Annotated in this window: 11 protein-coding genes; 8 read left to right on the forward strand and 3 right to left on the reverse strand. The window is 64.8% G+C overall.

Going from position 1 to position 13,863, the window contains the following annotated elements; translation table 11 throughout:
* Positions 1-18: 18 nt before the first annotated feature.
* Positions 19-1,884 carry a glycosyltransferase family 2 protein gene (locus tag EV641_RS27440; protein ID WP_132476435.1) on the reverse strand — a complete coding sequence of 622 codons (1,866 nt, stop codon included), beginning with the start codon at positions 1,882-1,884 and terminating at the stop codon, positions 19-21.
* Positions 1,881-3,809: a hypothetical protein gene (locus tag EV641_RS27445; protein ID WP_132476438.1), complete on the reverse strand. Its 1,929-nt coding sequence runs from the start codon at positions 3,807-3,809 to the stop codon at positions 1,881-1,883. The genes EV641_RS27440 and EV641_RS27445 overlap by 4 nt, the downstream gene beginning before the upstream one ends.
* A 210-nt stretch (positions 3,810-4,019) precedes the next feature.
* On the opposite strand from EV641_RS27445, the gene EV641_RS27450 reads away from it, so the two are divergent.
* The 8 genes from EV641_RS27450 to EV641_RS27485 are packed head-to-tail and all read left to right on the forward strand — an operon-like array spanning position 4,020 to position 12,387.
* On the forward strand, positions 4,020-4,799 hold the full coding sequence (locus tag EV641_RS27450; protein WP_132476441.1) for an ABC transporter permease: 780 nt from the start codon (positions 4,020-4,022) through the stop codon (positions 4,797-4,799).
* Positions 4,796-5,656 carry an ABC transporter permease gene (locus tag EV641_RS27455; RefSeq protein WP_132476444.1) on the forward strand — a complete coding sequence of 287 codons (861 nt, stop codon included), beginning with the start codon at positions 4,796-4,798 and terminating at the stop codon, positions 5,654-5,656. Before EV641_RS27450 ends, EV641_RS27455 begins: the two co-directional genes overlap by 4 nt.
* A 4-nt stretch (positions 5,657-5,660) precedes the next feature.
* Positions 5,661-6,833 (forward strand): MCE family protein, encoded by a 1,173-nt coding sequence (locus EV641_RS27460; protein WP_132476447.1) that lies wholly within the window; start codon positions 5,661-5,663, stop codon positions 6,831-6,833.
* Positions 6,830-7,846: an MlaD family protein gene (locus EV641_RS27465; RefSeq protein WP_132476450.1), complete on the forward strand. Its 1,017-nt coding sequence runs from the start codon at positions 6,830-6,832 to the stop codon at positions 7,844-7,846. Before EV641_RS27460 ends, EV641_RS27465 begins: the two co-directional genes overlap by 4 nt.
* 14 nt (positions 7,847-7,860) lie before the next feature.
* Positions 7,861-8,862, forward strand: coding sequence for an MCE family protein (locus tag EV641_RS27470; protein ID WP_241997504.1), 1,002 nt, complete (start codon positions 7,861-7,863; stop codon positions 8,860-8,862).
* The gene (locus EV641_RS27475; protein ID WP_132476456.1) at positions 8,859-10,088 is read left to right on the forward strand and encodes an MCE family protein; all 1,230 of its coding nucleotides are present in this window, start codon (positions 8,859-8,861) and stop codon (positions 10,086-10,088) included. Before EV641_RS27470 ends, EV641_RS27475 begins: the two co-directional genes overlap by 4 nt.
* A complete protein-coding gene (locus tag EV641_RS27480; RefSeq protein WP_241997505.1) occupies positions 10,085-11,179 on the forward strand; it encodes an MCE family protein in 1,095 nt (364 codons plus the stop codon). Before EV641_RS27475 ends, EV641_RS27480 begins: the two co-directional genes overlap by 4 nt.
* Entirely contained in the window at positions 11,176-12,387 is a 1,212-nt protein-coding gene (locus tag EV641_RS27485) for an MlaD family protein (protein ID WP_132476459.1), read from the forward strand. The genes EV641_RS27480 and EV641_RS27485 overlap by 4 nt, the downstream gene beginning before the upstream one ends.
* A 56-nt stretch (positions 12,388-12,443) precedes the next feature.
* On the opposite strand, the gene EV641_RS27490 is transcribed toward EV641_RS27485, so the two are convergent.
* On the reverse strand, positions 12,444-13,577 hold the full coding sequence (locus EV641_RS27490) for a nitronate monooxygenase family protein (RefSeq protein WP_132476462.1): 1,134 nt from the start codon (positions 13,575-13,577) through the stop codon (positions 12,444-12,446).
* Positions 13,578-13,863: the final 286 nt, after the last annotated feature.

Consider the following 13,863-nt stretch of genomic DNA (forward strand, 5'->3'; position numbering starts at 1 on the left):
TCTCGGCTCCCCCTGATATCAAGGCAGAGCAGCGGACGCGCCCCGGCGTAATCGCACCCTCCGTGGCATCCTGGGATGCATGGGCGGATAGATCAGGCTCAGGGTCGAGCCGAGCGTGAAGTAGCTGCGCAGCACCCGGAAAACCAAATACATCGGGACGTACTTGACCGAACCGGGCCGCCAGATGAGACAGACGACGACGGTCATGATCATCGACATTCCGAGCAGGGTTGCGACGACGGGTTGCCATCGCATCGAGGTGAAGGTGGATTGGAAGGCCACTCCGGCCACCACGGCGTAGAGGATCAGCGGTGCCAGCATCGCGCGGCGGGCGGCATTGACGAGGTTGAAAGGGAGAACGAAGGTCCCGACCATGGTCTGCCGATCGAACAACATGGCTCGGTTCCGGGCGGTGAGGTGATAGATGCTGCGGAACCAACGGGTTCGCTGTTCGAGAAGATGCGCGTACGAGGCGGGGGTTTCGCTGTAGTACACCGCATTCGGGTCGGCGACGCTACGGTATCCGGCCGCGGTGAGGCGCATACAGATGTCGGTGTCTTCGCCGTTCATGCCTTGGACCATGCCGCCGACTTCGAGAAGCTGGCTACGCCGGTACACGGCGAACATTCCCGGGATTCCCATCACCCCGTCGTATCCGTCGAGGGAGACCTGGAAGAAGCCGTGTCGCATGTAGACCTCGATGAGGCGGCACTTGTCCATCCAGGTCTTTTCTTCCGCGGGCATCGGGATCCCGCCGACACAACCGACGTCGGGCTCGGCGAAGTGACGCATCGCGTGTTCCAGGCAACCGGGCCCGATCACCGTATCGGCGTCGATGCGGACGATGAATTCCTCACGGATACGGTCGATGCCCATGTTCAAGGCGATTGCCTTGCCCGGGGTGGGACAGTCCAGCACCTCGCCGGTGATGTGGCTGCAGTCCCGCAGGGCCTCCTCGGCGATCTCACGGGTGGTGTCGCTCGAAGCATTGTTGACCACGTACAAGTGGATTCGCCCGGGGTAGGTTGCTGCTCCCTCATCGACCGAGGCGATGGTGGCGCCGATGCTGTGTGCTTCGTTGTGGGCCGGCACCAGAATGGCTGCCGGTGGGGCGAAATGCAGTTCGTGGGACTTCCTGAGTGTGCGGAACCCCAATACTGCCGTGGTGGAGGCGAGGATCTGTTGCATCAGGAACACCCCGGCCCCGATGCCACCCAGGATCGCCCAGCTCTTCAGGACATCGACCACGGGGTAGAAGACGTGGATTGCCAGTGCTGCGCCGACCATTGCGATGATCAGACAGCACGCGAGTTTGAAGAACGAAGAGAGGGGGATCCGGGCCGCGGTACCTGGTAGTGGGCCCTGCTGGGGCAACTGCGCCTGTCGGAGCAATGTGTGCGGGAAGATGGCCAGCGCCGCGAGCCCGGAGATCATCTGCCCGGCGAACATCGAGATCGAGACGATGCCTGCATGCTGCAAGAGGCCGCTGAGGATGTCGACGACCAGGCAGAAGATAGCGAACTTCCCGAGCAGGCTCACCGCGATGAAGAGTCGACGCCAGCCATTGGAATACGCGAACAGGGCGTAGGTGAGAAAGAACAGAGCAATGAACATGCGCAAGGGGAATTCGACGTTGCCTCTCCCTTCCGAGAACAACACCAGATCGCGAGGAATGTAGACGAGTTCGGAGTGGATCAGGAAGGTCCGCAGGCACATGACAAGAATCGACAGTCCGACGAGTGTCACGAGAAATCCGTTGGTGCCGCTGGCAGGTCTGTCCACCGCATAGTCGGCCGGTGCGCTGTCGACCGATCGAAAATGATCCACTATTGCCGTGTGGTCACTGTCCCCTGCCGGCGGTCGGTCTTGCGACACATTGGTCATCGTGGGAGATCCTGCCGCGGTGGTACTTCGGTGCTCACTGTGCCGTCACCGTTGATCGTGAAGCTGCCCTGCGGAGTGATCACCTGCGCCGTCTCGCGCCCGAAGTCGGGCAGTTCTGTGTGTCCGATGGAGCCTCGGGGCTGGATCATCACGCCGCCTGCCCCACCGGCGCCGGTCACCGCCTCGACGAGGAGCCCGTTGTCGAACGCCGGAATATCGAGTGCAGCGTTGTCCGGGCCGGCGACGATCCGACCGTTGGTAAGGCTGACGAGAGGACTGACGTCGGGCGCCGTCCCGACGAGAATGAACGGTTGACCGGCTGCCGGTTCTTCGTTCCACCGGAAGTCGGGATTCTCCCCGGCGGGAATGAACTCGGTGAGCGTGGGGATGATCGCGTTGAGCTGTTCGACGACATTCTCGCCGGAGTTACCGGGAAGGTAGACGGCGAATCCGGGAGCCAGTATCCGAGATACTGCGGTGAAGCCGGCGCCGGGGTCGGCCCCCAGGCCGAGCGCGGAGTCGGCCTGTAACTGTATGGGGTAACTCGTCACGCGCACGTCGCAGCCACCGAGATCGCGGTCGCGTTCGACCGACAGCGTCAACGTGTTCTCGAGCAGTTCGCTGGCCGGCGGCAGCGGAATCATCACCCTTCCCGCGGTGTCGTTGAGGCTTTGACTGGCGACCAGAGTTCCGTTGAGGTCGACGTTGAGAATCCATCTCAGATCGTCGGGCGAATCCGGGAGCTGAAAATTGGCAGAAACCGACTGTGGTAAACGGCCTTCCGGGAGATCGGCGAGCGAGTAGCCGATCCTCCAACGACGGGTCTCGGTGATCTGCCCGACAGCCGGGTCGGCGCCCAGGGCTTCGAGGGCCACCTGGTCTCCACCGAGAGGCGGAGTCGATATCGCGGCAGGATCTGCAGCCGCACCGTCGGCGGTGGTGATAGCGGGACTCGTGAGATAGCGCGAGATCGCCGCGCCGTCCGGCGTTGTCACACCCAGTACGGGTGAGTCGGAGAGCCGGCCGACGGCAATGCCTTCGGCCGAGCCGTCCGGGCCTGACCACCCATCCTCACGCAGGGTGCTGTCGGGTCCGATCAGGATGGTGCTGCGTTCATCCGATTCGGGCACGTCCGACGCGAAGGTGACCTCGTGGCCTGCTCGGGTGAGCGCGATACCCATTTGCGCGGCAGCGGTACGCCATTGAGTGCCCTGATCGGCCAGGACAATCGTCACGTTGCGATCCCAGGACACCACCGCGTCACGCACAGTGCGAATCGGCTCGTCGAGCGCAGCCTCGACCGTCGAGTCGGGATCGAGGTGAATCTGCAGACCGGCGGAATGATCCGGAGTACAGGTCTCGTCGTGCCGGGTACCATCGGCACGGATCTGGACACGAACCCGGCCGTCGGCCGCGATCTGTTCGGGTACGTCGATGTAGGTCTCGATCTCTGTGTCACCGGCGGCGAGTTTGTTGTTGAACACCTGCTGGCCGTCCATCGACACCGACAGGAACACAGTGCTGTTATCAGGTATCTGGGAGGTGCCCGCGAGCTGGAGACGCGTCCGGCTGCGCCCCGAGTCGGCGGGCAGTGTCACCAGATAACTGGTCGAGGGCGAATCGTCGGTCAGCCACACGCCGTCGGCATGACCCGATCCGGCGAGAGTCTTGACGAAGTGGCGATCTGCCGGCACCTGCAAACTGTGGTCGTCCGCGTCACGAGTGAACCACGCGGGCCTGACCAGGAAGAATGCCAGCAGGACCACCAGTGCCACTGCAAGTACCCACCACGCAGCCTTGGGAACCGTACGCCCCTTCTCGCCGCTGAAGTACTCAGCTCGCTCGGAGTCTGCCTTGCCGTCCGGATTCGGATCCGAACCATCCGAAGCAGATGGTGTGCCGTGGTTCTGCTCGTCGTCACTCATCGCCGCCCTCGACAGATCCGAGTCCGGTGTTGTCGGGTCCAACACTAATCGCGACGGCCTGTCGTTGGGGTCCGAAATTGAACCCGCATCCCCATCGGTACGGCCGTTCAAACGCGCGCGGACACCCTTGTCGCCTCACATACCCTGCGGTATGGTCTGGCGGAACCCGTAGTTCGGGAGCCTGATCCGTGGGGGGAGGCGAATACACCGATGGTTTCGAATTCCCGAACCACAGTGTCTCGAAATGTTGCATCCGCGCTCGGCGGCTTCTACTCGCTGTCGCTCGACGCGTTCACCGGACTGTTCCGCGAGCCGTTCCAGTGGCGCGAGTTCCTCACCCAATTCTGGTTCATCGCCAGGGTTTCCCTGGTCCCCACCGTGCTGATGTCGATCCCGTTCACCGTACTCGTGGTGTTCACCCTCAACTCACTACTTCTCGAGATCGGGGCCGGCGACCTCAGCGGGGCCGGCGCGGGTCTCGGCGCGATCACCCAGATCGGGCCTCTCGTCACCGTCCTCGTGGTCGCCGGAGCGGGCGCCACGGCCATTGCCGCTGATCTCGGATCCCGCACCATCCGCGACGAGATCGCCGCACTCGAAGTACTCGGCATCGACCCCGCGACACGGCTCGTGCTCCCCAGAGCGCTCGCGTCGATCGCGGTTGCGGTCACGCTCAACGGCGCGGTGTGCGCGATCGGGCTGACCGGCGGATTCTTCTTCTCGGTCATGCTGCAGAACGTCGATCCCGGCGCCTACGTCGCAGGCGTCACTCTGCTCGTGGGTCCTGGGGAGCTCCTGCTGTCCGAGGTCAAGGCCGCCGTATTCGGTCTCCTTGCCGGTCTCATCGCGTGCTATCGCGGCCTGTCCGTGACCGGCGGAGCAAAAAGTGTCGGCGAGGCCGTCAACGAGACCGTCGTGTTCGCGTTCGTCGCACTGTTCCTCGCCAATATGCTGCTCACCGCCGTCGGGATCGCGGTGATGGGCCGATGAGCCTCGTCGGGCTCAGCACGAGCCGCGGGGTGCTCTCGGGAAAACGCGCGGCCCGATCCGTGTCTCGGGGGATCGACGCCCTCGGCCGCCAGGTCATGTTCTTCGTCGGCGCACTCGTATCGACCGGCCGCGCCGCACGCCACTACCCACGCGAGACCCTGCGCGTCGTCTCCGAGATCGGTCTCGGCACAGGGGTCCTCGCGATGGTCGGGGGAAGTGTCGCAATCATGGGGTTCCTGACTCTGTTCGCAGGCGCCACCGTCGCAGTCCAAGGTTTCACATCGCTCGGCAACATCGGTGTCGAAGCACTCACCGGGTTCCTGTCGGCATACGTCAATGTTCGTGTGGTCGCGCCGGTGGTCGCCGGCGTGGGATTGGCCGCGACAATCGGCGCCGGCACCACTGCGCAGCTCGGTGCGATGCGGATCAGTGAGGAGATCGACGCTCTGGAGGTCATGGCGATCCGCTCGATTCCGTATCTTGTCGGCACGCGCATTCTCGCGGGCCTCATCGCGGTCGTCCCTCTCTACGCACTGTCGGTCCTCGCGTCGTTCCTGTCGAGCCGCATCGCGACGGTTGTGATGCTGGGCCAGTCACCGGGCGTCTACGACCACTATTTCGCGACATTCCTGCGGCCCGCCGACGTGCTGTGGTCATTCCTCCAGGCCATCACGATGGCCGTCGTCGTCATGACCGTGCACAGCTACTACGGGTACACCGCCACCGGCGGCCCATCCGGTGTCGGCGTCGCAACGGGACGGGCAGTGCGGATGTCACTGATCGGCGTGGTCACCGTCACCCTGCTGATCTCCCTGGCCCTCTACGGCAGCAGCCGGCAGCTGCACCTGGCGGGGTGATCCGATGCGCGCCGGTCAGGCCCCTACCTGGGTCCCGAAAGTCGTCGCGGCCGCACTGGTCGTGGTGATCGCCGTCGTCCTGCTTCTCGTCTACCACAGCTTCCGAGGCTCGTTCACACCCGGAATCAGCGTCACCGTCGAAACCGACAGAGCCGGCTTGATGCTCGAACGTGGATCGATGGTCAAGGCACACGGAGTACAGGTCGGCACGGTCGCCTCCGTCGCGCACACCCCCTCCGGAGCAGTCATCGAACTCAGTCTGGACCCCGACGATGCCGAACGCATCCCGGCCGGGGTCGGAGCCGACATTCGTGCCACCACCGTGTTCGGTGCCAAGTACGTCACTCTCACCGACCCACCGGTACCGGGGCCGACGGGACTGTCCGACGGCGCAGTACTGCTCGCCTCGAGTGTCACAGTGGAGACGAACACCGTGTTCGAGTCGTTGTCGGGTGTGCTGAAGGCCGTCGACCCTGCGAAGCTCAACAGCACTCTCGGTGCGGTGTCCTCCGCGCTTCGCGGACGCGGCGACGCCCTCGGTGCCGCGATCGACGATGCCGACGTCATCCTGTCGCAGATCGAACCGCGGCTCGACGTCATCGACCGCGACCTCGCCGCCGCCGAGTCCTCCGCCGACATATACACCGGTGCCACAGACGATCTGGTGGATTCCCTCGACGACGTCGCCGTCACCGGCGGCACGATCGTCGACCGCGCCGACGACCTCGACCGGGTTCTCCTCGCCACCTCCGGCATGAGCGACGCGGGGCTGCGCGTGGTAGGCCCACACACCGGGGAAATCGTCGAGATCCTCGACCTGCTGCGTCCCACCGCATCGCTCCTCGACGAATATTCCCCGGTGCTGCCCTGTTTCTTCCAGGGCGCCGACCGCGCCCGCAGGCTCGCCGAACCGGCATCCGGAGGCAACGGAGCGACCATGATGCTCAATTCCACGTTCCTGCTGGGTGTGGATCCGTACGAGTACCCGCGGAACCTGCCGGTCGTCGAGGCCACCGGTGGACCTCGCTGCGGATTGCTGCCGATCGTCGCACCCGAACAGACACCGGCCCCCTACCTCGTCGCGCGCACCGGTGCGAATCCCTTCGAGCGGGGCAACACGTCGCCGGTGTTCGTGCCGGACTCGCTGTTCGAACTGCTCTCCGGAGCACCGTCATGACCAGGACGGCGGTCGGAGCGGGCATATACGCGACGGTGATGCTGCTGATCCTCGGCGGGCTCTTCGTCGTGTTCGGCCAGGTCCGATTCGGCGACACCACCGAATTCCGAGCGGTATTCGACGATGTGTCCGGACTCGAAGACGGCCAGTTCGTGCGCGTGTCCGGCGTCGAGGTAGGGAAAGTGTCGTCCGTCGACTACACCGACGGCAACCGCATCGAGATCGCGTTCGACGTCGAGTCCTCGTACACACCCACTCGCGCGACGGTCGCCACCGTCCGCTATCTGAACCTGGTCGGCGACCGGTATCTGGAACTGTCCGACGGCCCGGGCGACGCCACCCCGATGGAACCGGGCGAGGCCATCGGCACCGACCGCACCGAACCCGCACTCGACCTCGACGTACTGATCGGAAGTTTCAAGCCGCTGTTCCGGGCGCTCGAACCCGACCAGGTCAACCAGTTGTCCGCCGATCTCATCACCGTGCTGCAAGGCCAGGGTGGATCCGTGGAATCGATTCTCGTGCACGCGGCGTCGCTCACATCCAGCATCGCCGATCGAGACGCTCTCGTCGGCCAGGTCGTCGCGAACCTCGAATCGGTGCTGGCAAATCTTGCCGCGCATAGCGACACATTCGATGCTGCTCTCCACCGTGCGCAGCAACTCGCGTCCGGTCTCGCCCAGGACAGCACGCTGCTCGCCGACTCCGTCGCCCACATCGACGCAGCCGGCGCAGAAGTCGCGGCGTTGCTCACCGAGGCACGCGCGCCACTGTCCGGTACGATCCGTGAAACAGGAAATCTGGCGACACTACTCGACTCTCGCAGCGACACGATCGAGCAACTGACCACCGAACTTCCCGAGGCGTATGCCTCGCTCACCCGGCTCGGCGCCTACGGCGGCTTCTTCAACTACTACCTGTGCGGGATGCTCATCAAGGTCAGCGATCCCTCCGGCAACACCATCACCTCTCCCCTGTTCGGGCAGACCACGGGCAGGTGCGCGCCGCAATGACACAGTTCCGCGAAATGAACCAAGTTCGTGTCGGCGTCATCGGCACCGTCGCACTTATCGTAGTGGTGTTGTGTGCCTTGAATATCCAGTCACTTCCCTTCGTCGACGCAGGCGACACCTACCGCGCGCGGTTCGTCGACGCCGGCGGGCTGAATACCGGCGACGTCGTGCAGGTGGCCGGTAAAGACGCCGGGCGGGTCACCGACATCGAAATCGACCACGACGCCGTCGCCGTCACATTCACCGTCACCGACGACGTGACTCTCGGCGTCGACACCACCGTCGAGATCGCCACGGCCACCGCGCTCGGCGCACGTCACCTGCGTGTGCGCCCCGCCGGTCCAGGAATCCTCGATCCGGATACAACGATCGACGTCGATCGCACCACCGCTCCGTATCAGCTCACCGATGCCCTCGGCGATCTCACGGAGACCGCAGCGGAACTCGATGCCGAGCAGCTGCGCACATCCATGAACGTGCTGTCGGATACCCTGCGTGACACCCCCGATGACGTTGCTGCCGCGCTCGACGGGGTCATGCGGCTGTCCGATTCGGTCGCCTCCCGCGACGAATCCTTGCGCGAACTGCTCCGGCATGCCGAGGAAGTCACAGCAGTGCTTGCGGAGCGCAGCACCGCAATCGATTCGCTGATCGTCGACGCGGACCGTATTCTCACCGAGCTCGACCGTCGTCGCAGTTCCCTCGACACCCTGTTCGCGAACGTGCGGGCACTGGCGGTCGAGGTCGGGGACCTCATCGTCGACAACGAAGCACAGTTGGCTCCGACACTGCGAAAGGTCAACGCGGTGCTCGAGATCCTGACCCGCAACCGCGACGACATCGCCCTGGCGATCCAGCGGCTCGGCCCGTACGCGACCGAACTCGGTGAAGCGGTGGCGTCAGGCCCGTTCTTCAACTCGTACATCCAGAATCTGCTGCCGGCGCAGATCATCGAACCCGCACTCACCGCCGCACTCGAAGGAGCGGGCATCGCCCCGGCAGGGGGTGGCCGATGACCCGACTCCGCCCCGCTCTCACCTGGCTGATCCCCCTGGTCGTGCTGGCAATCGTTGCGGTGCTGTCGTTCACGGTGGCACCGTGGCGTTCGTCGGTCGAGTACGCCGCCGAGTTCGATACGAGCCGCGGCCTGTACGTCGGCGACGATGTGCGGGTGATGGGCGTCGAGGTCGGACGCGTCACAGACATCGAGCCCCGCGGCGACCACGTTCTCGTGACCTTCACTTCGGATCGGCCCGTTCCCGCCGACGCGCAGGCAGCGATCATCGCCCCGACACTGGTGTCGGCGCGGTTCGTACAGCTCACCCCCGCGTATACAGGCGGACCCGAACTGTCCCCCGGGGCCGCTGTTCCACTCGACCGGACGGCCGTGCCTGTCGAGTGGGACGAGATCACCGAACAGCTCACCCGACTGACGTCCGAACTCGGACCCACCGTCGACGACCCGCAAGGCCCGCTCGGAGAAGTCCTCGACACCGCCGCCGCCAACGTCGAGGGGCACGGCCCGGCAATGCGCGAGTCTCTCGAGCAACTGTCCGCTGCACTACGCACCATCTCGGACGGACGTAGGGACCTGTTCGGTACCATCGGAAATCTCCAGGTCTTCGTGGAGGCACTGTCGCTCAGCAGCGACCGGATCATCTCTCTTCATCACCATCTCGCGTCCGTGACGCAAACGCTCGACGACAACCGCGACGATATGGGTGCCGCACTCGCCACCCTCGACACGGTGCTCGTCGACGTCGAACGCTTCGTGCGCGACAACCGTGGGAACATCGACACCACGCTCGATCGCACCGCCGCGCTCACCGAGACCCTCGCAGCGCAGCGCGACGGAATCGCGCAGGTCCTCCACGTCGCGCCGACCGCATTGTCGAATCTGCAGAGCATCTACCAGCCTGCCCACAACACCGTGGTGTCTGCGTTGGCACTGTCGAACTTCGCGAATCCCGCCCAGTTCGTGTGCTCGGCGTTGGCCGCGGCGGAGCAGGTGGATGCGCACACGGGTTCCGAACTGTGCGTGCAGTACCTCGGGCCGATCCTGCCGCTGCTCTCGATGGAGTATCCGCCCGTGCGCATCAATCCCACTCGCGGGGTCGGGGCGCTGCCCGATCAGGTGGTGTATACCGAACCGGACCTCGTGCCCCAGCCGATGACTTCCCCACCGGCGCCGGTGGTCGCTCCGCTCGATTTGGCCGAACTCCTGCTCCCGGGGGCACCGTGACCTCACGACTGTCGAAGATCACGTTTGCTCTGATGTGCACCGTGCTGGTCGCGGGATGCGAGTGGCGCGGACTGAATTCCCTCGAACTGCCAGGCACCCACGGCCGGGGTGACGGCGCGTACGAGGTCACCATCGAGATGCCCGATGTCACGACACTCGAGCGCAATTCGCGCGTACGCACCGGCGACGTCACGATCGGGCGGGTCTCCGACCTCCAACTCGGCGACGGGCACGCGGTGGTGACGGTGATGCTCGACGCCGGTACCGAACTACCCGCGAACGCGACCGCGAAGATCGGTCAGACCAGCCTGCTCGGCTCCGCCCACGTCGAACTGGACGCGCCGGCAGCCGAAGCGCCGCAGGGCAGACTCGAGGACGGAGACGTCATTCCACTCGACCGGGCGGGATTGTTCCCCACGACCGAGCAGACCCTGTCGTCCCTGTCTCTGGTACTGAGCGGCGGGGGTCTCGGGCAGGCGCAGGAGATCAGCCGCGAACTGAACACCGCGCTCGAGGGACGTCAGGACTCGGCGCGGGCACTGATCACCCGGCTCGACACTGTGCTCGCCGGGCTCGATGACCAGAAGGAGCAGATCATCGGGGCAATCGAATCCGTCGACGCGCTCGCCGCGGAGGTCGCCGAGCACAACCAGCGACTCGCAGCCGCTACCGATCAGCTCGCCCCGACTCTCGAGGTGTTGAACGAGCAGCGTGAAGATCTGACGCGGGCCGTCGACTCTCTGGGGCAGTTCGGCCGTGTCGCCACGGAGGTCGTCGAAGCCAGCGGCGACAACGCAATCGCGAATCTCCGAGACCTCGAGCCCGTCCTCGCGGCGCTCGCGGGCACGGGCGATTCGCTGACCGAGTCGCTGCGCTACCTGCTGACGTTCCCGTTCCCGATCGACACGTACAAGAACGCAGTCCGCGGTGACTACGCGAACGGCACGGTCATCCTCGATCTCACGCTCCCGACACTCGAGAACGCGCTCCTGCTCGGGACTCCGTTCGAGGGCGCTCTGACCGGGGCGGGCCGTCCGATTCCCGACCTCGTGTCACTGCTGGTTCCGCCCACCGAGGAGGCGACCCGATGAGCCCCACCGCAGCTCTGCGTACCCGGCTGACCGTGTTCTTCACGATCGGAATCGCCGCGGTACTGGCGGTGGCGTTGTGGGTCGTGCACCTGCCGCAACTGCTCGGAGTCGGCAGGTATGAGGTGCGCGTCGAACTGATCGATGCCGCAGGTCTGTATCCGTCGGCGAATGTCACCTACCGGGGAATCGAGATAGGTCGGGTGACCGATGTCGAGCTAACCACCTCCGGTGCCGAAGCCGTACTCTCGCTCGATACCGAGGTCGCTGTACCGATGAATGCACCGGCGCAGATTCGCAGCATGTCGGCGGTGGGAGAGCAGTACCTCGAGTTCCTGCCCGGGAACGAGGAAGGGCCGTATTTGAGCGACGGTGCTGTCGTTGCCGCTGAGCGGGTCACTCTTCCCGAACAGATCGCCGGGGCCCTCGATCAACTCGACGAGACCCTCCAGTCCGTCGGTAACGACCGGCTCGCGACCCTGCTGAACGAGACCTACACGGCGGTAGGTGAATCGGATGAGGCTCTGCGGACCCTGATCGACGCGGCTGCGGCCGTCAGCGCCGACGGTGCTGAGCGCGCCGACGCCATCGCGGCGCTGCTCGATCAGGCCGGTCCCCTGCTCGAAACGAACATCACGGCATCGGAGTCGATCACGCAATGGGCGAGCGCCCTTGCGGGAACCACCGGGCAACTGCGCGAATCCGACGCGGACATTCGTGCACTACTCGACGTCGCCGCTCCCGCCGCTGCGCAGGTGCAGGCGATGTTCGAGGAGATGGAGCCGACGATGCCGCTCCTGCTCGCGAACCTGATCACTGTCGAACAGGTTGCGGCCGTGTACCGTCCCTCGCTCGAGCAGATGCTGGTGTTGTTCCCGTCGATCATGGCGTCGACCCAATCCGCGGGGTTGCCGAACGTCGACAATCCCTCGCAGAACACGTTCTTCGTCAACTCGTACAACGATCCCCCGCCGTGCATCGAGGGCTTCCTTCCGCCCGAGCAGCGGCGCTCCCCTACCGAGCTCGATGTGCCCGAAACGCCGTCGGATCTGTACTGCAAGCTGCCCGCGGATTCACCGATTGCGGTGCGAGGGGCGAGGAACATGCCGTGCATCGAGTACCCGGGCCGACGAGCCGCGACCGTGCAGTTGTGTCGCGACGGCGGAGATTCGGCGACGAACCTCGAGGAGCTGCTCACGCCGACGGGCTGACCACCGGTGCGTGGTTTCGGTAGTTCCCACCACCAGAACCACGCACCAGCGGAGCTCTACGCGTTCGCGGCGTCGTTCAACCGCTCGAGGGTGCCTGTCGCGTCGAGGTACTCCTGGACCCAACGTTCGATGACCGCGGAGGTCTTCTCCACCTTCGTGAACTGACCGACGACCTGGCCCACCGGGTTGAACGCGACGTCGACGGATTCGTCCGGGTACTTATGTGTAGCGGCAACAGCCATGCCGGAAACCATGTACTGCAAGGGCATACCGAGCGGCTTCGGGTTCTTCTCCTGCTCCCACGCTTCGGTCCAGTCGTTGCGCAGCATGCGGCAGGGCTTGCCGGTGAACGAGCGGCTGCGCACGGTATCGCGGCTGCCGGCGTTGATGTAGGCATCCTGCTGGACCGCCGTGTTCTCGGCTTCCTCCACCATCAGCCACTGCGAACCCGACCATACGCCCTGCGTTCCCAACGCCAACGCAGCGGCGATCTGCTCGCCGCTGCCGATACCACCTGCGGCCAGGACCGGAACGGGCGCAACCTCTTTGACGACCTGCGGCCACAAAACGATCGAGCCGACCTCGCCGCAGTGTCCGCCGCCCTCTCCACCCTGGGCGATGATGATGTCGACTCCGGCATCCGCGTGCTTACGGGCCTGGTACGGGGAACCGCACAGCGCCGCAACCTTGCGGCCCGAGTCGTGGATGTGCGCGATCATGTCGGCAGGCGGAGTGCCGAGGGCATTGGCAATGAGCGTGACCTTCGGATGCTGCAGCGCGACCTCGACCTGCGGCGTGGCGGTGGCCTCGGTCCAGCCAAGCAATTGCAACGCGTTATCGTCGTCCCCCTTGGGCACAGGGACACCGTGATCGGTGAGGATTCCACGGGCGAACTCGAGGGTTTCCTGCGGCACCATCGACTGCAGCATCTTCGTCAGCTCGTCGGCGGACAGGTTGGAATCCATGCCCTCGTACTTACCCGGAATCACGATGTCGACGCCGTAAGGACGGTCGCCGATGTGCTCATCAATCCAGTTCAGCTCGATTTCGAGCTCTTCGGGCGTAAAGCCGACGGCGCCGAGGACGCCAAAGCCACCGGCCTTGGCCACGGCGACGACAACGTCGCGGCAGTGGGTGAACGCGAAGATCGGAAACTCGATGCCGAGCTGGTCGCATAGGGGTGTGTGCATTCGGCACTCCTCGAGAAGAGACGGTGGACAACTGAAACAAGTTCCACCATAGGGCCAGCGTGCCCGAATGAACATGTCGAGTGTGCAGTTTTTCTGAATCCAAGCGGCTTGGATTCAGAAGGCCAATGCAACACCCCTGGATGAAGGGGTGCAGTCGTGGCGAGAAGGATTCCGTGGGAGACACGGGCAGACGCGTACCGAGGGTTGGTCCGTGGATGCTCCGCGGTCGAGCTCGGCAACACTTTGAGTGTGTCGAGAATGACGGTGGACCGGTGGGCAGCGAGCG

Origin of the sequence: Rhodococcus sp. SMB37 (genome assembly GCF_004345605.1) — a bacterium.
Classification (GTDB): domain Bacteria; phylum Actinomycetota; class Actinomycetes; order Mycobacteriales; family Mycobacteriaceae; genus Rhodococcus.

Excerpts from the sequence above, each read along its gene's own strand:
- EV641_RS27440 (WP_132476435.1), bottom strand. The coding sequence starts at position 1,884 with ATGACCAATGTGTCGCAAGACCGACCGCCGGCAGGGGACAGTGACCAC.
- EV641_RS27445 (WP_132476438.1), bottom strand. The coding sequence starts at position 3,809 with ATGAGTGACGACGAGCAGAACCACGGCACACCATCTGCTTCGGATGGT.
- EV641_RS27450 (WP_132476441.1), top strand. The coding sequence starts at position 4,020 with ATGGTTTCGAATTCCCGAACCACAGTGTCTCGAAATGTTGCATCCGCG.
- EV641_RS27455 (WP_132476444.1), top strand. The coding sequence starts at position 4,796 with ATGAGCCTCGTCGGGCTCAGCACGAGCCGCGGGGTGCTCTCGGGAAAA.
- EV641_RS27460 (WP_132476447.1), top strand. The coding sequence starts at position 5,661 with ATGCGCGCCGGTCAGGCCCCTACCTGGGTCCCGAAAGTCGTCGCGGCC.
- EV641_RS27465 (WP_132476450.1), top strand. The coding sequence starts at position 6,830 with ATGACCAGGACGGCGGTCGGAGCGGGCATATACGCGACGGTGATGCTG.
- EV641_RS27470 (WP_241997504.1), top strand. The coding sequence starts at position 7,861 with ATGAACCAAGTTCGTGTCGGCGTCATCGGCACCGTCGCACTTATCGTA.
- EV641_RS27475 (WP_132476456.1), top strand. The coding sequence starts at position 8,859 with ATGACCCGACTCCGCCCCGCTCTCACCTGGCTGATCCCCCTGGTCGTG.
- EV641_RS27485 (WP_132476459.1), top strand. The coding sequence starts at position 11,176 with ATGAGCCCCACCGCAGCTCTGCGTACCCGGCTGACCGTGTTCTTCACG.
- EV641_RS27490 (WP_132476462.1), bottom strand. The coding sequence starts at position 13,577 with ATGCACACACCCCTATGCGACCAGCTCGGCATCGAGTTTCCGATCTTC.